18 protein-coding genes are annotated in these 20,254 nt (G+C 62.3%); 11 read left to right on the top strand and 7 right to left on the bottom strand.

The window, feature by feature from the left end; translation table 11 throughout:
• Positions 1-6: 6 nt before the first annotated feature.
• Genes EC912_RS09115 through EC912_RS09100 form a run of 4 tightly spaced genes read right to left on the bottom strand, consistent with a single transcriptional unit; the run spans position 7 to position 2,893 of the window.
• Positions 7-531 carry a phage tail protein gene (locus EC912_RS09115; RefSeq protein WP_132143163.1) on the bottom strand — a complete coding sequence of 175 codons (525 nt, stop codon included), beginning with the start codon at positions 529-531 and terminating at the stop codon, positions 7-9.
• A 10-nt stretch (positions 532-541) separates the two neighbouring features.
• Positions 542-2,107, bottom strand: a complete 1,566-nt coding sequence (locus EC912_RS09110; protein WP_132143161.1) for a phage tail sheath family protein — start codon at positions 2,105-2,107, stop codon at positions 542-544.
• A 38-nt stretch (positions 2,108-2,145) separates the two neighbouring features.
• Complete coding sequence (locus EC912_RS09105) at positions 2,146-2,583, bottom strand: hypothetical protein (RefSeq protein WP_132143159.1); 438 nt, start codon at positions 2,581-2,583, stop codon at positions 2,146-2,148.
• A 46-nt stretch (positions 2,584-2,629) separates the two neighbouring features.
• Positions 2,630-2,893: a hypothetical protein gene (locus EC912_RS09100; RefSeq protein ID WP_132143157.1), complete on the bottom strand. Its 264-nt coding sequence runs from the start codon at positions 2,891-2,893 to the stop codon at positions 2,630-2,632.
• 1,099 nt (positions 2,894-3,992) lie between these two features.
• On the opposite strand from EC912_RS09100, the gene EC912_RS09095 reads away from it, so the two are divergent.
• The 3 genes from EC912_RS09095 to EC912_RS09085 all read left to right on the top strand — a co-directional run bounded on the left by EC912_RS09095 (position 3,993) and on the right by EC912_RS09085 (position 11,517).
• On the top strand, positions 3,993-7,184 hold the full coding sequence (locus tag EC912_RS09095) for a TonB-dependent receptor (RefSeq protein ID WP_132143155.1): 3,192 nt from the start codon (positions 3,993-3,995) through the stop codon (positions 7,182-7,184).
• 81 nt (positions 7,185-7,265) lie between these two features.
• Positions 7,266-9,635, top strand: a complete 2,370-nt coding sequence (locus tag EC912_RS09090; RefSeq protein WP_132143153.1) for a GH92 family glycosyl hydrolase — start codon at positions 7,266-7,268, stop codon at positions 9,633-9,635.
• Positions 9,636-9,648: 13 nt separating this feature from the next.
• Complete coding sequence (locus EC912_RS09085) at positions 9,649-11,517, top strand: glycoside hydrolase family 2 protein (RefSeq protein WP_165973549.1); 1,869 nt, start codon at positions 9,649-9,651, stop codon at positions 11,515-11,517.
• A 96-nt stretch (positions 11,518-11,613) separates the two neighbouring features.
• Here EC912_RS09085 and EC912_RS09080 read toward each other — a convergent pair whose 3' ends face one another.
• Both EC912_RS09080 and EC912_RS09075 read right to left on the bottom strand, forming a co-directional pair.
• On the bottom strand, positions 11,614-11,967 hold the full coding sequence (locus EC912_RS09080) for a YkgJ family cysteine cluster protein (protein ID WP_132143149.1): 354 nt from the start codon (positions 11,965-11,967) through the stop codon (positions 11,614-11,616).
• Positions 11,954-13,696, bottom strand: coding sequence for a SulP family inorganic anion transporter (locus EC912_RS09075; protein WP_132143147.1), 1,743 nt, complete (start codon positions 13,694-13,696; stop codon positions 11,954-11,956). The genes EC912_RS09080 and EC912_RS09075 overlap by 14 nt, the downstream gene beginning before the upstream one ends.
• An 82-nt stretch (positions 13,697-13,778) precedes the next feature.
• Here EC912_RS09075 and EC912_RS09070 point away from each other — a divergent pair, with 82 nt between their 5' ends.
• The 4 genes from EC912_RS09070 to EC912_RS09055 all read left to right on the top strand — a co-directional run bounded on the left by EC912_RS09070 (position 13,779) and on the right by EC912_RS09055 (position 15,937).
• Positions 13,779-14,009 (top strand): CopG family transcriptional regulator, encoded by a 231-nt coding sequence (locus EC912_RS09070; protein ID WP_207906806.1) that lies wholly within the window; start codon positions 13,779-13,781, stop codon positions 14,007-14,009.
• Positions 13,993-14,775: a hypothetical protein gene (locus tag EC912_RS09065; RefSeq protein WP_132143145.1), complete on the top strand. Its 783-nt coding sequence runs from the start codon at positions 13,993-13,995 to the stop codon at positions 14,773-14,775. The genes EC912_RS09070 and EC912_RS09065 overlap by 17 nt, the downstream gene beginning before the upstream one ends.
• A gap of 321 nt (positions 14,776-15,096) precedes the next feature.
• Positions 15,097-15,444 carry a zinc ribbon domain-containing protein YjdM gene (locus tag EC912_RS09060; RefSeq protein WP_132143143.1) on the top strand — a complete coding sequence of 116 codons (348 nt, stop codon included), beginning with the start codon at positions 15,097-15,099 and terminating at the stop codon, positions 15,442-15,444.
• 187 nt (positions 15,445-15,631) lie between these two features.
• Positions 15,632-15,937: a hypothetical protein gene (locus EC912_RS09055; RefSeq protein ID WP_132143141.1), complete on the top strand. Its 306-nt coding sequence runs from the start codon at positions 15,632-15,634 to the stop codon at positions 15,935-15,937.
• 148 nt (positions 15,938-16,085) lie between these two features.
• Here the strand turns inward: EC912_RS09055 and EC912_RS09050 are convergent, their stop codons facing one another.
• Positions 16,086-16,448, bottom strand: a complete 363-nt coding sequence (locus EC912_RS09050) for a winged helix-turn-helix transcriptional regulator (RefSeq protein WP_132143139.1) — start codon at positions 16,446-16,448, stop codon at positions 16,086-16,088.
• A gap of 110 nt (positions 16,449-16,558) precedes the next feature.
• Here EC912_RS09050 and EC912_RS09045 point away from each other — a divergent pair, with 110 nt between their 5' ends.
• The 4 genes from EC912_RS09045 (at position 16,559) to EC912_RS19790 (ending at position 20,221) form a co-directional block, all read left to right on the top strand.
• On the top strand, positions 16,559-17,293 hold the full coding sequence (locus EC912_RS09045; protein ID WP_132143137.1) for an SDR family NAD(P)-dependent oxidoreductase: 735 nt from the start codon (positions 16,559-16,561) through the stop codon (positions 17,291-17,293).
• A 72-nt stretch (positions 17,294-17,365) separates the two neighbouring features.
• Positions 17,366-17,965, top strand: a complete 600-nt coding sequence (locus tag EC912_RS09040) for an NADPH-dependent F420 reductase (RefSeq protein WP_132143135.1) — start codon at positions 17,366-17,368, stop codon at positions 17,963-17,965.
• A gap of 1,229 nt (positions 17,966-19,194) precedes the next feature.
• Positions 19,195-19,722, top strand: coding sequence for a hypothetical protein (locus tag EC912_RS19795; protein ID WP_343136942.1), 528 nt, complete (start codon positions 19,195-19,197; stop codon positions 19,720-19,722).
• The gene (locus EC912_RS19790) at positions 19,664-20,221 is read left to right on the top strand and encodes an integrase (protein WP_343136941.1); all 558 of its coding nucleotides are present in this window, start codon (positions 19,664-19,666) and stop codon (positions 20,219-20,221) included. Before EC912_RS19795 ends, EC912_RS19790 begins: the two co-directional genes overlap by 59 nt.
• The last annotated feature ends 33 nt before the right edge of the window (positions 20,222-20,254 follow it).

The following is a 20,254-nucleotide window of genomic DNA, read 5'->3' as shown; positions in this document are numbered from 1 at the left end:
CGGTCCTTATCCAGGCAACGCGAAGCTGGGTTCGGATGGCTCGAGCGTGCCGACATCGCGCTCCCAGCCCTCGTTTTCCAGCTTGATATGCTGGATGGCCGTGGCGTTGGCGTTGGCATCCAGATCCGGCAGCGCCTGGTATTCGGACACCCATGCGCGATAGATCAGATACGAGATCGCCAGTTGCCCCGCTTCGTTGTAGACCTCCAGGATCAGGTTCTTGCGGAAGTCCTTCAGCGAGATTTCCGAACCCAGCCCGGCGCCCACCGCCCAGACCTTGTTGGCCCATTGCTCGAAGGCGATGTCGTGCGTCACGCCGCGTTCCAGCGTGATGGGCTCGTATTTCGTGCGGCCGGGCGACTTGCGTGGCGTGGACGGATCGCCGCCTTCGCGATGCTCGACCACTTCCGTGGTGCGTTTGAGCGCGCTGCATTTGGAAATGCCGGCGACGTAGCGTCCGTCCCATTTCAGCCGGAACTTGAAGTTCTTGTAGGGATCGAAACGGGTGGCGTTGACCGCGAACTGTGGCATGCGATATCTCCTAGGATTGCGCCCTGATCTGCTGGATCTGCAACACGACGAACTCGGCCGGTTTGAGCGGCGCGAATCCGACCAGGATGTTGACGATGCCGTTGTCGATGTCGGTCTGCGTCGTCGTTTCGCGGTCGCATTTGACCAGGTAGGCGTCCTTTGGCGACGTCCCCTGGAATGCGCCCTGCCGGAACAGCGATTGCATGAAGTCGCCGACGTTCAGACGGATCTGCGCCCATAGCGGCTCGTCGTTCGGTTCGAACACAACCCATTGCGTGCCGCGATAGAGGCTTTGCTCGATGAAATAGGCGAGCCGGCGAACAGGCACGTACTTCCACTGGTCGGCGAATACATCCGCGCCGCGCATCGTGCGCGCGCCCCATACCACGCGTCCGATCACGGGGAAGTGGCGCAGGCAATTCACGCCCAGTGGATTGACGACGCCATTCTCCGCGTCGCTCAGCAATGCCGGATCGAATCCGTTGACGGTCAGGGCGCTGACGCCGATCAGCGATGCATCGGTGCCTGCGGGCGCCTTCCATACGCCGCGGTTGGTATCGGTGCGTGCATAGATGCCGGCGACGACGCCGCACGGCGCAAAAGACTGCAAGCGGTTCTCGGCCAGCGAATCGGCCATGAGGACACGCGGAAAATAGATGGCCGCACTGTCGGTCGGTGTCACGACCGCGCCCAGTCCGGACACGACGGCTTGCGTGTTGGCCCATGCCGATGGCGCGTCGACAATGAGAATGGCCTTGCGCGATTTCGCGTACCCGGCAGCCGCTTCCCACGTCGGCGTGGTGACGTCGACATCGCGCGTGAACGGCGGGATGCAGAGAATGTTGATCAGGTCGGTCTGGTCAAGCAACCAGAGCCCGCCCTTTCCGGTCAGCGAGGGGTCGGATATCTGCGTCGCGTCGACAGCCGTGCCGTCGCTGCCGGCCACATTGAATGCCGTATAGAACGAGGGGTCAGAGAAGGGGTCGGCGCTGGGCGGCACGGCCGCGTTGAGGGAGGGCCGAGATGCGCCCATCGTGCTCACGCGCACCAGTTGCGACTGTTGCTGAAGCACGGTCATGACGAATCGCGGATCGGCGGGGTCGACCGATACGTTGCGGAAGAACTCCGTCGTGTTGCTGCCTGGGTCCTTTACGTACAGGTTGAAACGTTTGGGATCGCTGGTGGGCGGCGAGTCGTGCTTCTCGCGCGTGTCGTCGTCGATGTGGACAAGCAGTCCGTCGCCCCATTTGCCCTCGTTGGCAGCCGACAACGTCGTCCCGCCCCCGATAGTCAGCGACGCCAGCTTGGCTGCGTTATGCACCCGTGCGATGACCGCCTGGCTGCCGCCATTGAGATAGAACTGCTGAACGGCGTAGCTGAGTGTGCTGTCTACCGACAACCCGCCGTATACGCGTACGAAATCGGAAAAGCTTTGCAGCAGCACCGGGCGATCCGTTGGGCCCCGGATCGTTCGCCCGACGAAGGCCGTGATCGATGTGGCTACACCGGTGATCGTATGGACCGGGCTTTCCAGCTCTTCGACATAGACACCTGGGTAGGTCAGGGCAACAGGCATGGCACGTCCCTCGATGGAAGGTGAAACACGGCGTCCGGTCAGCTCGCGCTGCGGCCGACCAGGATGTCGACGGTGATGTCGTTCTCCGAGGTGTTGGAGAACGACAACTTCGCGGCGCCACTACCGAGCAGAGAGACGGCTCCGGATCCGGTCAGCGCGATCGGCCCGTCGAGCTTCGCGGTGACGGTTCCGGCGGTAAACGTGACCGCCGCATCCGCCTTCGATGGCTTGATGAACAGCAATGTCACGCCGGTCCAGTTGCCCGGGCCCACTGTGACGTTGGCCGTACCTGGCGCCGGCACGGCCGGTGCGCCCCCACCACCTCCGCCGCCACCGGGTGGCGGAGGTGGCGCGGCGGCCTTCGGTACGAGCACGGCCAGCTTGTCGTAACCGTCGACGACGACCGTATTGGCGTCGCTTAACGTCGGTCCGCCGATGACGGTGGCGGTAACGTTCCAGTTCAGTGTCTCGGACATGATCGGGTTGCTCTCGATGCGATTGAGTTCGACGGACCTGGCCTGTCTATTGACGTGTCGGATCGGCTGGCGTGTCTGACGACGGACCCGTGTACAGCGAGCTGCCATCGGGTAGCGACACACGCGTGACGCGGCCCTGGACCAGCAGTTGCCCCAGTGCCTGCTCTACCAGCGCGATGTCCACTTCGGTGTCGTTTCCCAGCCACCATTCCCGGATGCCGCGCACGCTGTCCGCCGCACATGGATGCCCTTGCAGGTAATCCACGATCTGACGCTCGATATCGAACAGAGCTTGCCTTGCATCGGTCATGGCATCTGCCACCGAACCATTGCAGGTCACGGAGCAAGGCGCATGCCAGCGTGGTGGCAGGGGCAAGTCATTGAAATCGTGGAGGCGGGATCGCCCCGATCGATGCGGGTGTGGCGTATTCGCCCGAGCGTCAGCCAAGGCAGGCGAGGCAAATTCGCCTGCACCTGAGTCCAATCGGCCACAGGCAGCGCGCGACGATGCGCATGTGTTTCGGTGTCCTGATTCGTCAAGTGAGCGGTCTTTTTCCGGCAAGACCTGAGCCTGGGTTGCGGCGAAGAATTCCATCGTCGGAATTCGACAGATCGCCATTGCCGCCACGCGACGTCACGGACCACATGCCGCGTGTAACAGGTACCAGGGCACCTTTGAAGGTCCACGTACGGACAATCGTGACGCTAGTGCTGCCATAAACACGCGGCCAGCCGGCGCGATATCCCATCGACCGAAGGCTGAGTTTTTGCAGCGCAGCGTGACTCCTTTCGGCTTTAGCGTCTTAATCTGTCCCCAGGGGATTTAGATCGATCTAAGTCGAAAGTGATTCGGGTCATGTCGCGGCCACGAAGAATCTAATGGCTTGGACCGGGGAGGGGAGAGCTGAGGGACGTGCGCGTCGAGCGCCGCCCGGTGTGTTGCTGCTTCCCGCCATACCTGCCGAGGGGAATGGGAAGCCGTCACATGAAGCCAAGAACCACCCGTATTTCCATGATCACGGAACCGCGCGGAGCATACGTGCCCGCGTTTGCGAGAACTGTTGCCAGCGGCCTGGATAGTTGCCGCCGTGTGTCCCGTACCAGTCAGTAGGCGGGAAACAACACGTTCCGTCGCCGCGTTGCCTCTCGTCGACCGACGATCGCAACAACGGTAACCGCTGCCTTGCGCAAGCTTGCAATGGGTCTTTGCGGTAGCGCATCCGGGAATTTGAAGCATCCATAGCCGACGAGCCAGAGGCCCGTCGACTGTCGAAAATTTGGATCGATCCAATTCGATGAAAGAGGAGGCCGCATGCAGCCATAAATCGCGCATCTGAAGCAGTGATGTAACGGGGGGATTACCGCGCCGACTCCACAAGGGCGCACACCACTGAGGGGAATAAAAAGAAATGACTTATCTGCCACACATGCTTAAGCGCAAGCCGCTGTACGCCGCGCTCGCCTCGGCGACCTTGTCGTTCGCCGGTTACCTGGGGGTACCCGCGGTAGCCTTTGCACAGACATCGGCGCCTGCCGCAACGACAACACTCGCGCCGGCACAAACGACCGATAGCCCGACGGCGAAGAAGAACGTCAAGGACAAGAAGGCAGGTAAGGAGAAAAACGGGGGCACAACCAATCCCACGAACCTGGACACGGTCGTCGTCACGAGCTATCGCCAGTCGATCGATCAGAACGTGATGGATAAGCGCGATGCCAATTCCATCGTCGAGGTCATCAATGCACAGAACATCGCGCAGTTCCCCGCCAAGAACATCGCCGACGCGCTTGCGCACGTTCCTGGTGTGGTCATCAGCCGCGAATCTGGCGAGGGAAAGACAGTCAGCATCCGTGGCCTTTCGCCCGAGCTGACGCTGACCGAATTGAACGGCAACTACGTGGCCTCGGCCGATACCTCGGCCGGCCTGACGCGCTCGTTCAACTACACGTTGATGCCGGCCAACATGTTTTCCGAGATCAAGCTCTACAAGAGCCTGGAAGCACGCCTGGACGAAGGTGGCATCGGCGGCAATGTGGATCTGCGCACGCGCCGCCCGTTGGAGATGAAGGCGAATGACGGCTTCGTGTCCGTCAATGGGGCGGGCTCCGACAACAGCAACAAGATCACTCCGCAGGTGTCGGCCCTGTGGTCCTGGAAGAACAAGGACGAGACCTTCGGCGTCCTGGTCGCGGGCTCGTACCAGAAGCGCCGGGATGTCGATTACGTGTCCAGTGCCTCGAGCTGGCACTGGTGGGGCAACGACTGCACCGACCGGGCCACGTGCACCGCGCCGCCGACGGACGTGCATGGCAAGCCGTACGGCAGTGACGTGGCACCCAACATCGACCTGTGGTCCGGCGGCGGCGTGGTCGACCAGGCCGGCAAGAGCTATTCGGGCTACTGGATGCCGCAGCAGTTCGCCACAGGCCGGAACCAGCTGGACCTGAAGACCAAGGGCGCCCAGGCGACCATGCAGTTCAAGCCCAGCGACCATTTGCTGCTGACGGGCAACTACTTCCGCTTCGAGCGCCAGCAAACTCAGATCACCAATACCCTGGAGGTTCCGGAATGGGGCCTGCCCGGCAACAGCAACTATGCGGACCAGCAGGGCCGGCTGCTCGCACCCAATGGCCTGACGTTCGATCCCTCGCACACGATTGTCACCGGTGCGAACTACGTCCTTCCACCCGCGGGCCAGGGCTGTAACTCGTTGACGAACCCGGTCTCCGGCGCGCAGCGCCAGGCGGTGGACGTCTGCTCCACGGAGATCCCGTGGCTGACCGGTAACTACTCCATCGAAAAGGCCACCTCGCAGACGCTCAACCTCGAAGGTGAATGGGATAACGGCGGCAACCTCAGCGGAACGTTCAACGTCGGCCGCACGTGGGCGAAGGGTGGCCCGTCGGTGGAGCTCAACATGGCTGCCAAGCCGCGCAACTTCGTCGACGGCCAGTGGGTGGATGGCAGCAACGGGGCCGCGTGGACGCTGAACGGCAAGCCGACCCTCACGGCCTCGCCTGCCGTGCTGCAGAACATGCTGGCCGGTCAGGGACAGGTCGACCTTGGCTCGACCGGCTCCAACATGGTCAATACCACCAACTCGCAGAATTTCGCCCAGGCGGACTTCACGTGGGCCTTCGATTCCAGCTGGATGCAATCGCTGCAGTTCGGTGTCAAATACCGCGACAACCACGCCGAGCAGCAGAGCAACGAGGTTCGGTGGTACTGCAAAGGCACCACCTCGCAGTTCCAGACCTGCGATCCAAACGCCGGTCAGCTTCCCGCGGGCTTCCTCCAGGCGAACTCGCTCGACGGCAGCACCGGGGCATACAACGACAACGTCTTCCCGGCGATCAATTTTCCGGCTTACTACAACTACCTCAACTCGACCTACGATCGGGTGCTCTACAACCGCCCCGAAAACAAGTCCTCGATCCAGGAAAAGATCGGCGCGGCCTATGTCCAGGCGAACTTCGACACGGGCACGCTGCGTGGCAACGTGGGCCTGCGCTTTGTCAGCACCCAGCAGGACCTCACCGTCGCCGACGAGATCACCACCAACAACGCGGTGTATTACCACGACGGGGGCGGCAACATCCTGATCTGTCCGACCACCGGCAAGAACATCGCCGGCGGCGCCTGCGCACCGGGTGATTTCCAGTATCAACCGCGCGAACAGGCAGTTGTCCAGACGTTCACCAACGCCTCCACGTCCAAGCGCTACAACAAGCTCCTGCCCAGCTTCAACATCGCGTGGACTTTCGCGGACGACTTCGTGCTGCGCGCCGCCGGTTCGCAGGCGATGGCCCGCGCCAACTACATCGACCTGGCCCAACTGGGCAGTCTCACCAACGACACCCAGGACTACTACAACGACCGCAAGCAGTTTGGCGCACCCCTGCCGGGTTGGTACGGCAGCGGCGCGAACGCGGAATTGAAGCCGTTCACTGCGACGCAGTTCGACCTGGCGGGCGAGTGGTACTACGCGCCGCACTCGGTCGTGGGCATCGATCTGTTCGAGAAGAAGGTGAAGAACTTCGTCGTACCGGTCACCGTCAACAACATCACCGTGAACGTCGGCGGCACGCAGCAGAACTTCATGCAGTACAGCACCAATGCCAACGGCCGCTCGGGCACGTCCAAGGGCATTGAGCTCTACACGCAGCACACCTGGGACTCGGGCTTTGGTTACATCGCCAACTACACGCTCAACAAAACCAACGAGACCCCCGTTTCACTTGGCGACACGCAGGTCGGCAAATCGGAGCTGATCGGCAGCGCCAAGTACGCGGCCAACGTTTCGGTGTTCTATGAAAAGAATGGGCTGCTATTGCGTGCCAGCGACAACTTGACCGGCCGCACCATGCAAGGGTTGTCGGCGGGTCTTCCCATCTATTCGCAGCCTTACCGCCAGATCGACCTGAACGGCGATTACGAGTTCAACAAGCACCTGATGTTGACCGCGTCGATCATCAACCTGACGAAGTCGACGCCGCACGAGTACCTGGGCAGCGATACGAGAGCGCGGCTCTATCAGCTCGAATACGCCGGACGTCAGTACTACATGGGCATCACGTACAAGTTCGGTGATGGCGGTTGAAGGAAGACGAGCGGGGTCGGGCTTCTCGCCTGACCCCGCGCAACGGCAAACGTGCCTTCATTTCAGTCGCAGGAAGACATCATGAACTCCTCTCTCGCACGCGTTCGCCGTCGTGCACCTTTTATCGTGGCGCTGTCGATCTTCGCACTCGGAAGCGTGGGCGCGGGCCATGCCAGGAACGGCAACCCGCCTCCCTCCGCGGGGGCGACGGTCGATGAAGCCAACCCTCTGGTCGGCACAGCGCCACTGGACCGGCAAGCACTGATCGGCAATGCGCCGCCGCCGGGCGAACCGCTGTATTCGGGCATGACATCGCCGGGCGCGAGCCTGCCGCAGAGTGCGACCGAAGCGGCACCGGTCAACATCAATGCCGATCTCAGCTTTGCGACGGGCGTCCCCGTGTCCTATGCCTATGGCCGTCCGGCCATGATCGGCTTTTCCGGCGGTGGCGCGACGTACGGTGCACGCGCCGCGCCGATGGTCATGCCGGTGGTGGGTGACTGGACCGTGCCGCCGGACTACGCGCAGTCGTATTACGACAAGGCGAGCGAGAAAGCGTCGCCCGGCTACTACGCAGTCGATCTCGACACGTTCCACACCCGCGTCGAACTGACGGTGACGCAGTGGACCAGCCTGATGCGTTTCACCTTTCCGGCGAGCCATCGCTCGAATGTTGTCGTCAACCTGCGCCGGCCGGGCGGCGATGTCGAGGTGGTGGGCGACCGCACCATTCGCGGTGTCGATGCGGGCGGGCGCGCGGAGCACTATTCGGACGGCCCCTGGTTCGTTGCGGAGTTTTCGCGTCCGTTCGCTGGGTTCGGCACGTTCCACGCAAACGTCAACGACAAGGGCGAAGGACTCGGTAACGAAGACGTGGAGGCCGATCGGCGCACGGTATCCGGCAGCTACGCGGGCGCCTACGCCACCTTCGACACGCAGGCCGGCGAGCAGGTGTTGATGAGGATCGCCCACGGTCACAGTGCAGAGGAAGCCGAGCAGCGGCTGCACGCCGCGGACGGGGATTTCGAGCGCGTGCACGCCCGGGCGCGCGCGGCCTGGGCGCAAGTGTTCGACCGTGTCGACGTCACCGGTGGCACGCCGAAGCAGCGCGCGCTGTTTTACTCGACGCTTTATCACTCCTTTGCCAGCCCGCGCCTGATCGCGCGCAAGGGCGAGCACTACACCGGCGCGGACGGCCACGTCCAGATCGCCGGCTACGACCGCTATGGACCGGTGCCGTTCTGGGATACGGGCCGCAACCAGATCGCATTGCTGATGTTGCTCGAGCCACGGGTCGTACAGGACATCATGCGCTCCGAGCTGGATATGGCACGCGAACGCGGCTACATGAACACCTCGTTCCACGGCGACCATGCGGTGTTCCTCTACGATGGCGCATGGCAACGCGGCATTCCGTTCGATTACGCCGCCGCGTACGAGTATCTGCGCAAGAACGCGACCGATCCCAAAGGACCGCGCGGTTACCTCGCGGAATACATGAAGAACGGCTGGATCGCCGACATCGTCCCGCCGGGCAATCCCAGCCCACCCTACGCGGGCGGCAAGGCAGGCGTCGCCACCACGCTCGAATACGCCTGGGACGATCACGCACTGGCCGATGTCGCCCGCCGGCTCGGCAAGAAGGACGACGCCGAGAGGTTCCTGCGCCGCGCCGCGAACTACCGCAACGCGTTCGATCCGTCGGTGGGCTTCTTCCGTGGACGCACCGAGGATGGCAAATGGATTTCGCCGTTCGATCCGGGCGAGCCGTACTACAACTTCATGATGAAGGAAGGCTCGGGCTGGTCCACGCTGTGGCTGGTGCCGCACGATGTGCAGGGTTTGATGAATCTGCTCGGCGGGCGCGACGCGTTCAACGCCAAGCTCGATGCCTTCTTCTCCACGCCTTATCAGGCCAAGGGCATCTGTCGCGACTGTACTGGCCTGATCGGCCAGTACGTGCAAGGTAACCAGCCGGACCAGCAGGCGGCCTATCTCTATGCATGGAGCGGCCAGCCCTGGAAGACGCAGGCGCTGACACGCCGCATCCTCGCCGAGTTGTACGGCAGCGACGCCACGGGCTACGGCTATCCCGGCATGGACGACCAGGGTTCGACTTCGTCCTGGTATGTACTCAGCGCGATGGGCTTCTACCCGGTCGATCCCGCCAGCCCCGACTACGTCATCGGCAGTCCGATCTTCGATCGTGTCCGCCTGCGTCTGGGCAACGGCAAGGTTTTCGAGATCGTCGCACGCAACAACTCGGCCCGGAACATGTACATCCAGTCCGCCACGCTCAACGGCAAGCCGTGGACCAAACCCTGGTTCAGCCATGCCGACATCGCGAACGGCGCCACGTTGGTGCTCACGATGGGGCCCGAGCCAAACAAGACCTGGGGCACCGATCCGCACGATGTGCCGCTTTCCATGTCGGCGGACCCGCGAGACTGATGGGGAATCACGAATGACGAGCAACATCATGATACGGGGCGCGAGCGCCTGGATTGGCATGGCCGTGGCCATGGGCTTTGCCCCGACGGCGATAGCGGCGCCGGACCGGGCGGCTGTCTGGAACGGCAAGTTAGCGCCCTTGGCCACGCCATGGACGGCCGAGGTGTCGCCCGGCAACGCGTTATCCGAGTATCCGCGGCCACAGCTGGCGCGTCCGTCGCTGGACGATCCTCAATGGATGAGCCTGAACGGGCTATGGCAGTACGCGGCGGGCGACGGGCAAAGCCCGCCGCCGTTCGGCCGGACGCTGAAGGACCGGGTGCTGGTGCCGTATCCGATCGAATCGGTGCTGTCGGGCGTGCAAAAGCATTCGGACTTCATGTTCTACCGCCGGCTGGTGGACGTGCCGGCTGCCTTCACCGCGCATGGCCAGCACGTGCGGCTGAATTTCGGAGCAGTGGCGCAGGACACCACGGTGTACGTCAACGGTACGCAGGTGACACGCCATACGGGCGGCTATACGTCCTTCGGCGCGGACATCACGCAAGCGCTTCGCCCGCACGGCCCGCAGGAGATCGTCGTCGCCGTGCATGCGCCAGTGGACGGCACCAACGCGATGGTCGGCAAGCAGCGGCTGAAACCCGAAGGTATCTTTTACACCGCGGCCTCGGGAATCTGGCAGTCGGTGTGGATGGAGCCGGTGCCGGCCGCCAGCCTGGCGCAACTGAACTTCACGCCGGCACGCAGCCTGGACGCCTTCACGGTTACTTCAAAGCTGCAAGGCGATAGCGACGACGCGACGCTGCATGTCACCGCCTACGCGGATGGCAAGTCGGTGGGCGAGGCGAGCGGACCGGCCGGTAAACCGCTGCATCTTGCCATCGAGCATCCGCGTCTGTGGAGCCCGCAGGATCCTTTCCTGTATACCTTCAAGGCCACTCTTGCGCAGGGCGGCCATCGCGACGAAGCGACCAGCTATGCCGGCCTGCGGACCATCGCCATCGAGAAGGTGGGCGGACGAAACCGCATCGTGCTGAATGGCAAGCCGACCTTCCTGCTGGCCACGCTGGACCAGGGCTATTGGCCGGACGGCATCTACACCGCGCCCACCGACGAGGCGCTCAAGTTCGACATACAGAAGACCAGGGACCTGGGCTTCAACACCATCCGCAAGCACATCAAGGTGGAGCCGGCGCGCTGGTACTACTGGGCCGATCGTCTCGGCCTGATGGTGTGGCAGGACATGCCGGCGCTGCCGAACGGACGCAACGACAAACTCAGCGACGCCGACAAAGCCGGGTTCCGCGCCGACGTCTCGGCCATCGTCGAACAACTCCAGGGCGAAACCTCGATCGTCGGCTGGATCCCGTTCAACGAGGGCTGGGGCCAGTGGAACATTTCGGCCGCCGCCGAGCTGGCAACGCAGATCAAGCAACTCGACCCCTCGCGCCTGGTCGACGCGCGCAGCGGCCTCAATTGCTGCGACACCAAGGGCGATCCACACGCCGGCGACGTCTACGACGTGCATGACTACCAGGGGCCCGGCCTACCCAGTCCGGATGCAGAGCGAGCCTCCATGGACGGTGAACACGGCGGCCTGACCCTGGGCGTTCCCGGCCATGTCTGGCCCAACACGCCAATTAACCCCTACGGCGCGGTGAAAGACAGCGCCGCGCTGACCGACGGCTACGTCGCCAATACCGCCGTGCTGCGCGACAAGGGCGTGGCCAAGGGCATGTCCGGCAGCGTCTACACGCAGATCACCGATGTCGAGGGCGAGCACAACGGGTTGTTCACCTACGATCGCAAGATCGAAAAAGTGGACGAGACCAAGGTGCGCGCGATCAATGAGGCGACGATACGCGCAGGCGGGCAACCCTGAGACCTGCGCATGCTGGATACGATCCCGGACGGATAAACCGCCTGGGCAGGGGTATTGAGGACGAGACTTTTGTGTCGACCACAATGACTGTTCGCCCTACAAGAGTACTTGCCGTGTTCGCGCAAGGAACTGGTGGATCTCGTCCTCGGTTCTGGTGTCGATCATATACACCGGCCGCTTTCCGTTCGGGCAAAGCAATCGTGGCGTCGTGCCAAATAAGCGGCAGATCAACGGACGTTCGCTATAGACCTCGCAGCCATGCTTGCCAAGATATGGACAATTCAGTTCGGACAATGCGGTTGTATGTTCGGCCTCGGTCTTGGCAGGCAGTCTCGCCACTTCTTCGGAGGACGCCGTCACCGGTCCGCAACAGTCGTGGCAGCCCACGATGCAGGTAAACGACGGGATGCGCTGACGCAGTGCTTCGATGGTTCGGTCATTCGGGGTCATCGTGTTCCGGATTGGTTTGCCGCTCGGAAGATGAGTCCCGAACGCATAGTTGTTGCGATAGCGCCAACGCGGCCTCGTAGTTGTCGACGAAATACAACTCGCCCTCGTGCGGATGCAGTGCCATCGCCCGGATCACCCGCTGTGGCTGCGGTTGCAAACCGGAGACGATAAGTACGATACCGCGTCGGCGGCAGCGCTCCAGCAAGGTTTTGAGTGCATGGACGCCGCTGGCATCGATGATGGGCACCAGCCGCATGCGCAGAATGAAGACCCTGGTGGCCTTCTGAAATTGATCGAGCAAATCATCCAGCCGATTGGCCGCGCCGAAAAACAACGGGCCGCTGATCTGGAATACCTCGACACCCGGCGGTAGCCGGGCACGTTGTGAGGCGTCGTCACCCGCGACGCGGTCGTCGCCGTTTTCGTCGAGCAGTTTGATGCCCGCACTGACTTCGACCGCGTTCGCCATGCGGAACATGAAGACGAAGGCCGACACCACGAGACCGACCTCGATCGCGACGGTGAGATCGAAAAACACGGTCAGGCCGAAGGTCAGCAGCAGCACCAATCCGTCGCCTTTCGGGGCCGATAAGGTATGGCGGAAGTGCTCGATCTCGCTCATGTTCCAGGCCACCACCAGCAATACGGCGGCAAGGGCGGCGAGCGGCACGAACTTCATCAGTGGCGCCAAAGCCAGCATGAAGACCAGCAGCAAAGCGGCGTGGATCATGCCGGCTAGCGGAGTCCGGCCACCGGCACGTATGTTCGTCGCTGTGCGCGCAATGGCCCCGGTGGCGGGAAGGCCGCCAAACAAAGCGGAGCCGACATTGGCGAGGCCCTGTGCCACCAATTCGCCATTGGACCGATGTCGCTTGCCAGTCATGCCATCCGCCACCACAGCAGACAACAGCGATTCCACACCCGCGAGAAAGGCGATGGTGAACGCACTGGGAAGCAGCTCGCGTGTGCGCTCGAACGGAATATGCGGAACATCGAAGATCGGCAGACTCGAAGGCAATCCACCGAACCGGCTGCCAATCGTCTCCGCGGGCAAGACGAAGCCCACACTCAGTGCGGTGCAGACCAGCAAGGCGATCAGGAAGCCGGGCCATCCCGGCCGCCAGTGGCGTGTCGCCACGATCACGGCAAGACTGACCAGCGTGAGCGTCACGGCAGCCGGTTGCATGGTCGGCAGCTGATGTACATATGCGACCCAGCGCCCGAGAAAATCGGCTGGCATGGTAGCCATAGTCAGTCCGAGTGCGTCCTTTACCTGGCTGGAAAAGATGCTGACAGCGATGCCCGCGGTGAATCCTGTGATTACCGGCTGGGGCATGTACTTCATCAGGGTACCCAGGCGCAAAAGCCCGGCGCCGATCAGCATCAGGCCGGCCAGAAGCGTGCACAGGATCAGGCCACCGAAGCCGAATTTCTGGATGACCACGAACACCACCGGAACGAACGCCGCTGTCGGCCCGCCAATCTGCACGCGCGAACCGCCCAGTGCCGATATCAGGAAGCCCGCGACGATGGCCGTATAAAGCCCTTTTTCCGGCGTGGTGCCGCTGGCAATCGCCAACGCCATCGCCAGCGGCAACGCCACGATGGCGACTGTCAGACCCGCGATCGCATCGCTGCGCAGGTCGCGCCAGCCGTAGCCCTCGGACAGCACGGTGTACAGCTTTGGCACATACAGCCGCAGGTACTTGCGGGCATTGACCGTGTCCATCGTTCCCCCTGGGGCAAGGCAACGTGGATGATAATAGTATTATCATCTTCTACATATTCCATGTGACTCTGGATAGCCCAGTATGCCCATCGAGAACCGTACCGCTCGCCTGACCATCCTGATCGACCCACGCAAGAAGGCGGTCTTCGAGCGCCTGTGCGCGGACGAGGACACGACGCCATCTCAGGTGGTACGTCGCCTCATCCGCGAATACATCGAGAGTGCCTCGGGACGGCCATGGCATGCGGAGGACGAGGTGTCGTCCGATGAGGCTTCCGCGGAACAAGGGAGTCGCCGTGTCAGTGGCCGGTAAGCCTGGCGGCGCCGCCGCGACGGCAGGGAAAAGCACCTCGCAGGCGATGGTCGGATTGCGCCCGGAGCAGGTCGCGTTTCTGGGCGAATACGCGGTCAGTACCAAGGACAGGCATGTGTTCGTGCAGATCCTGTGCTGGCCCGCCGTTCCGGTGGCGTGGGCCATGCTGACTCAGACAGCCGCGAGCTTGCGGCAACTGCGCGGCGATACGATGGCGCTCTGCATGCCCCCCAAGGGCGGCACGTCCTGGATTCACGACGTGGCACCACAGTTGGGTTTGCCGCTTGAGCGCGATCCCGGTGCAGCGGAAAGCACACTGGCTGCCTTGATTCGCCGCCTTCCGGTTCGATTTGCGGTCGCCGTGGTCGAACAGGAAGCGCGTCAGGCCCAGGTGGCCGACGCACTGCGCCATCGTTCCCTGTTCTCCGGATGCCTGACCGCCTATGGCGCCTATCTCAAGAGCACGAACCAGGCGGCATGTCGTGTCGTGATTGCGCCGAACGGGGAACCATTACAGAACGATGCGCGGCAGCAGATCTATCGCGACGTGTTGCCGCATCTGGATAGCGCGTCCCGACTCGGCGCACTCGAGCTGACGTTCTGGCCGGAGGCGACGGTGCCAGTGCCGCTGGAGATGGCTCAGTTAGCGGCCGCTGCCGTAGGTCGGCACGTCCAGCAGCCGGCCCAGCCGAGTCCGCTCTTCGAGGCGGTTCGCGCGCACCTGGCGCCTCCGTCTCGTTTTCATGTGGTAGGTCGTCAAAGGTAGCGTAGGTGAGTATGCAGGGACGGACGGCCTATCCGAGGCGGACCAGGTTTTGATACGAAGCGTTTGGGCAGACGTATGCCGTGCGACTCATTGGGAAGGCTGCGACTTATCCATTGGGAGTGACGCCGCGGATCGGGCACTCCATAGCTCGTTCACGTGGCTCAGCGATATCGCTCGTTCGCACTTCGTTCGGGCGGCCTCCTACGAGTGGAAATGATGCTTTGCCAGGGCGCTTTTGTCCTGCCCCGTTGGCGCTTCGCCGCATCACTGACTGTGACGACAAAACGACATATTTGTCCTTCTAGATAAGAGAACTTTCCCGTGAACACGTCTGATATTTCGGCTTGCCCGCTTTGCGGCATGGAAAACACCTACCCCGACGGCGACATGTACATCTGTCCCGATTGCGCGCACGAATGGCCTCAGCGGTCGATGAGCGTCGAGGAAAGCGCCGCCCTGGTGCGCGACGTCCATGGCAATGTGCTCGATAACGGCGACTCCGTCGTGGTGATCAAGGACCTGAAAGTGAAAGGCTCGTCCATTCCGCTCAAGCAGGGTTCGGTCATTCGCAATATCCGTCTGGTGGAAGGCGATGTCGAGCACATCGAAGGGAACTCGGACAAGATCAAGGGTCTTGTGCTCAAGGTGTGCTTTCTGAAAAAGACCTGAGCGTTCGCTAATCGTCAGCGGTAAACCGGGACGGAGGTGGTTAAATCCACTTATTGCCTCCGTCCCGGTTTTCAGTATGTCTTTTCGGCGTGACGGAGATGGCAAGCGGCAAGAGTGCATCTGACTCTTTCGTGGTCCGCGACGGGCAAGGGATGGCGAGATTTCGTACTACGCGTGCGGACGCAACGTGAGTGTCCTGCCCGAGACAACGTATACGGGAATCGGAAAATACGTACCGAGCGTCGACAAGGCTAGCGCGCAACAAATCGACTTGTTGAAAGCGGCCTTGAGCAGCCGTACTTTTACGCCGGCGAAAGGCATCGGCAACGGCACGGTGCTCGACTTTTCATTCGAGAAGGACGGCCGGCACTATGAAGGCGAATACAACTACAGGAAGAGGGCGCGGCGGCGATCGTGTCTTATACGCTTGCGTATCTACCCATTTCCGAGCGGCGTGAAACCTGGCGGTTCGGTTTGTTGCGGCTTGCGCTGAATCTGCCGGGCAAGACCTTTGCGCAATTGATTCTGTCGCCCGCTTTGTTGCTGTTCTCGTTCGCTCGATGGTTCGCCAACAGAGGCAACTTTGCCGCCCTCCCACGAATGCGGAGGGTCGCCCGACTCAGCGGTTCTTCAGCATCTTGCTAAGGCACAGTGTCGCGCTTGGCGAAGATGCTTGCCATTTCCGCCATGTTCTCGGTTCCCCAGGTGCACAGCGGGATGATCGCGTCAGCCAAGCTGCGACCGAGCGGGGTCAGCGCGTAGTCCACGCGCGGCGGCACCTCCTTGTAGTTGGTCCGCGCCAGCACGTGATCGGCCTCCAGATCCTTCAATTGCTGGATCAGCACCTTGTCGCTGACGCCCTGGATCAGGCGCTTGAGCTCGCCGTAGCGCTTCGGGCCGTCGCGCAGGAAAAACAGGACCAGCGGTTTCCACTTGCCCGAGATGATGCGGAGCGTGGCGTTGAGTCCGCAGCCGGGATCGCAGGTTTGAGAAGGCGTCGTCATTTTTTGATACTTACCAAAAAGTGCATACTTGTCCTTAGGTTATCAGAACTCCATCCTTCCTTGAGTAAGCAGTTTCCTGCTTCCGTACAACTCCAAGAAGGATGCACGTCATGACCAGACTGAATGGAAAGACCGCCGTGATCACCGGCGGCGCTACCGGCATCGGCCGCGCCGCAGCAAAGCGCTTCATCGAAGAGGGCGCCTTCGTCTTCATCTTCGGCCGCCGGCAGGAAGCGCTCGACGCCGCGGTGGCCGACCTCGGGCCCAATGCCCGCGCGGTGAAGGGCTCGGTCTCGGATGAGGCTGACCTCGACCGACTCTACGCGGCGGTGAAGGCCGAGCGCGGAACCCTTGACATCGTGTTTGCCAATGCCGGGGCGGGTAACCAGGCTCGGCTCGGCGAGATCACTGCAGAGCACATTGACGAACACTTCGACACGAACGTGAAGGGCACGATCTTCACGGTCCAGAAGGCGCTGCCGCTGATGGGCGAAGGCGGTTCGATCATCCTGACCGGATCGAGCGCAGGCACCACGGGCGCCCCCACAATGAGCGCCTACAGCGCGAGCAAGGCGGCCGTGCGCAACCTCGCGCGGACCTGGGCGGAGGACCTGAAGGGCACCGGCATCCGGGTAAACGTGCTGTCGCCCGGAGCGACGGCGACCGAACTCGCGAAGGCGGCGCTAGGCGAGGAGGGCCAAAAGGTCTACGCCGCGATGACTCCGCTCCAGCGCATGGCCGATCCATCGGAGATCGGGGCCGTGGCTGCCTTTCTCGCGTCGTCGGACAGCAGCTTCATGACCGCCAGCGAGATCGCCGTCGACGGCGGCCTGGCGCAACTCTGACGTGCTACGCCCTACGGTGCTCCATCCGATGATTCGGAGCGCCGTAGGGCGTGCTAAACCCAAGGCTAATATATGAGCTACGCAATTATCGGCTTCGGCAAGATCGGCCAGGCCCTGGCCAAGGCGTTTGCCCGCAACGGCATCGAAGTATCGGTGGCAACCACGCGCGACCCGGAAAGCTTTGCATCCGATGCGGCCGCGATTGGATCCACGATCATTCCCAAAAAACTGGCGGAAGCGGTCAAGGCGGATATCGTCTTTTTGGCCGTCCGTTTCGAGGCGCACCCGGATGTCGCGAAGGCGCTGCCCAGCTGGCAGGGAAAGACCATCATCGATGTGACCAATGCCTACGGCGTGCCCCCTGAGGAACTGGGAGGAGAGCCTTCTTCCAGGGTCGTCGCACAGGCCTTCACGGGTGCAAGCCTGGTTAAAGGCTTCAACCATTTGGGCGCTGCCGTCCTTGCCCAAGACCCAGCCGTACATGCTGGCAGGCGAGTCGTGTTCCTGGCGAGCGACGATGACGGCGCAGCAGCGGAGATTGGTGCGCTTGCGGAAAATCTCGGTTTCTCGCCGATCAAACTTGGCGGGCTTTCGGAAGGTGGGCTGCTTGTGCAGGCGCGCGGAAATAGCTGGGGTCAACTGATCTTTAAGGACTTGGTCAAGTTCGACTGATGAATCGTGATCGCAAATTTTGATGCGATCCTGCCTCGTGGACAAAGGGCAGCCACAGTTTGATTGAAGCGAGGGCGACGCCGGCGGTAAGCCGCGCTCCGATCATCTGGCATGCGCTCACTTATGGGTCTGCTTGACGCCTTCCAGGTCGTGGAGGCATTGCGCTTGCCGTTCCTGTTGCTAGGCCCGAGTGACAAGGCAAGGGGAGCGCGACAACAGATGTCGGGTAGCGCTAACTTTGGCACTGAGATAGATGATTGATTTTTCCAAGCTATTTGCACACATGCCTTAGGCGTGGTGCCTTAGCGACATAGTTATGTGCCATAAGACAACGCAGTGACATCGTATCGAGCGGCCGGGCAGCAGCAGTAGAAGAGGGGTAGTCCCATTGCGTGCGGGATCGGCGGCTCCTATTGAACGCCGCAACTGGCCATAGCTGGACTCTCTATGGCTTGCTTCCCATGTGCGCATTCCTAAGCCAGCTACCTTGTTGGATACGTGGATCCCACGTCGCTAAGCGTCGGCACCTGGATTTAGTGCCTAATGAAATAAGTTAAGGTTCAGCGCCGGATACTTGGAAACGGCGAGCCGTCGTTGCGCTCGCCAAGCGCTGTGCTGTGATTGACGTCGTGTGCGTGGCATCGATGCTCGACGGCACCCAGATCGGTGTGCCGCAAACCGTCAAGGCCATCCTGCGGTCTCTCAATGCTCTAATGATAATGGGCGAGGCGCACTCGCGCCTGCATTGTGAATTTAAGAGCTCCTCCCCCGCGCGGCTCGACGTGCAGCACAACGCCGTGCAAGAGCGCGCAGCTTTGAGGTCGCTGCACCAAGCGCGTAGGCCTTACTCGCCGAGCATGCAAGCGGCACATCGTCGCCGCCTACTCCCAGCGCGCACCACCCAAGAGGCAGTGTTCGGGCTGATGCGCCGCACGTACAAGACGTCTCGACGGGCATAGTGGCAAGTGATGTCCAGGGCGATCCGTCGATCCCGCCGATCTCGACTTTGAGTGACTTGCTCGGCACTACATACGCTCAAGGGACTACCGCACACAGGACAATGGCTCGCACCGCCGTCGTGCAGCCGAACCCTCCGCTTCGTCCTGAGGAATGCCAGTAGTTGGCGTCTAGAGAAGAAACCTAGTGCCTACAGCTGCTTGTGCAGCAAGTGGCGCGTTTTGTTTTAATTCTCGGCCGACCCTCAATTGGCTACAGATGCCGCGGCTGCAGTGCGCGAGATCCTCGCCGAGGCCGCTTCAGCCTACACTGGCCGTAGCTACGCGAGTGCGTTGCGCTACTGCGCGGCGTGGTATCAGGGCCGCTACGGCCAGCCCTTTGCCCTGGCGCTGCCCGAGGCCGTGGTGATCCAGTTCATCGTCGACCACCTAGCTCGAAGCGGCAAAGTGGCCATAACCTGGGAGCTCCCTGATTTGTGGGACGCCGCTCTCGTCGAGGCAGGCCTCAAACAACGACGGGGACAATTCAAACTCACCACGATTTGCCATCGCATCGCCGTGTTGTCCAAAGCCCATCAGGCGCAGCGTGTCGCCAATCCATGCGAGCAACCCGCGGTTCGTCACCTGATGGCACGCGTCCGACGTGCCGCGGTCAAGCGCGGTGATCGCCCCATTAAGAAGATGGCGATTGCCCAGCCTGAGCTGACATCGCTGCGGCGACCTGTGACGAATCTCTGGCGGGGTGCGCGATTGCGCCCTGTTGCTGTTCGCGTTCGCCAGCGGCGGGCTTCGGCGCAGTGAAGTGGCTGCGGCGGACCTGAGCGATCTGCGGGAGGTGGGTGAGCGGGCGTTCGTGTACCACTTGGGATATAGCAACAGCCAGCAGGCCGGACCGAGTGCGACCTCCGCGCCGGACAATCCGCTCCTGGCTCCGGCGGTCGATGCGTTGGCCGCCTGGCTCGCGGCCACGCAGCGTAGCGAGGGCCCGATCTTTCGTCGACTGTGGCGGCACCGCGTCGGTGACGGTCTCTCACCCGCATCGGCGGCGGCCGTCGTCCAACGCCGTGCGGCGATTGCCGGACTGGAAGGTGACTTCGGTGGACAGAGCCTGTGCTCAGGTTTTGTGACGGAGGGGGCCCGCCAGGGCATCGCGTTGCCGGCACTGATGGCCATGACCGAGCATCGCGCGGTTAGCAGCGTGATCGGGTACTTTCAGGCCGGCGGCGTGACGGCTAATCCGACTGCGCGCTTGCTGGACGATGACATCCTGAACGGATTGCCCGATCGCTCTACGGCCTAATGGGATGGTGTGTCGATACCGAGGGGGCGCTGC

The organism is Luteibacter rhizovicinus (assembly GCF_004342265.1).
Taxonomy (GTDB): domain Bacteria; phylum Pseudomonadota; class Gammaproteobacteria; order Xanthomonadales; family Rhodanobacteraceae; genus Luteibacter; species Luteibacter rhizovicinus_B.
Note: the sequence above shows the minus strand (reverse complement) of the source record. Positions and strands in the feature narration are given on the sequence as shown.

Coding starts and splice junctions, on each gene's coding strand:
- EC912_RS09085 (WP_165973549.1), top strand. CDS start 9,649: ATGACGAGCAACATCATGATACGGGGCGCGAGCGCCTGGATTGGCATG.
- EC912_RS09090 (WP_132143153.1), top strand. CDS start 7,266: ATGAACTCCTCTCTCGCACGCGTTCGCCGTCGTGCACCTTTTATCGTG.
- EC912_RS09040 (WP_132143135.1), top strand. CDS start 17,366: ATGAGCTACGCAATTATCGGCTTCGGCAAGATCGGCCAGGCCCTGGCC.
- EC912_RS09095 (WP_132143155.1), top strand. CDS start 3,993: ATGACTTATCTGCCACACATGCTTAAGCGCAAGCCGCTGTACGCCGCG.
- EC912_RS09110 (WP_132143161.1), bottom strand. CDS start 2,107: ATGCCTGTTGCCCTGACCTACCCAGGTGTCTATGTCGAAGAGCTGGAA.
- EC912_RS09105 (WP_132143159.1), bottom strand. CDS start 2,583: ATGTCCGAGACACTGAACTGGAACGTTACCGCCACCGTCATCGGCGGA.
- EC912_RS09100 (WP_132143157.1), bottom strand. CDS start 2,893: ATGACCGATGCAAGGCAAGCTCTGTTCGATATCGAGCGTCAGATCGTG.
- EC912_RS09075 (WP_132143147.1), bottom strand. CDS start 13,696: ATGGACACGGTCAATGCCCGCAAGTACCTGCGGCTGTATGTGCCAAAG.
- EC912_RS09045 (WP_132143137.1), top strand. CDS start 16,559: ATGACCAGACTGAATGGAAAGACCGCCGTGATCACCGGCGGCGCTACC.
- EC912_RS09050 (WP_132143139.1), bottom strand. CDS start 16,448: ATGACGACGCCTTCTCAAACCTGCGATCCCGGCTGCGGACTCAACGCC.
- EC912_RS09115 (WP_132143163.1), bottom strand. CDS start 531: ATGCCACAGTTCGCGGTCAACGCCACCCGTTTCGATCCCTACAAGAAC.
- EC912_RS09070 (WP_207906806.1), top strand. CDS start 13,779: ATGCCCATCGAGAACCGTACCGCTCGCCTGACCATCCTGATCGACCCA.
- EC912_RS09080 (WP_132143149.1), bottom strand. CDS start 11,967: ATGACCCCGAATGACCGAACCATCGAAGCACTGCGTCAGCGCATCCCG.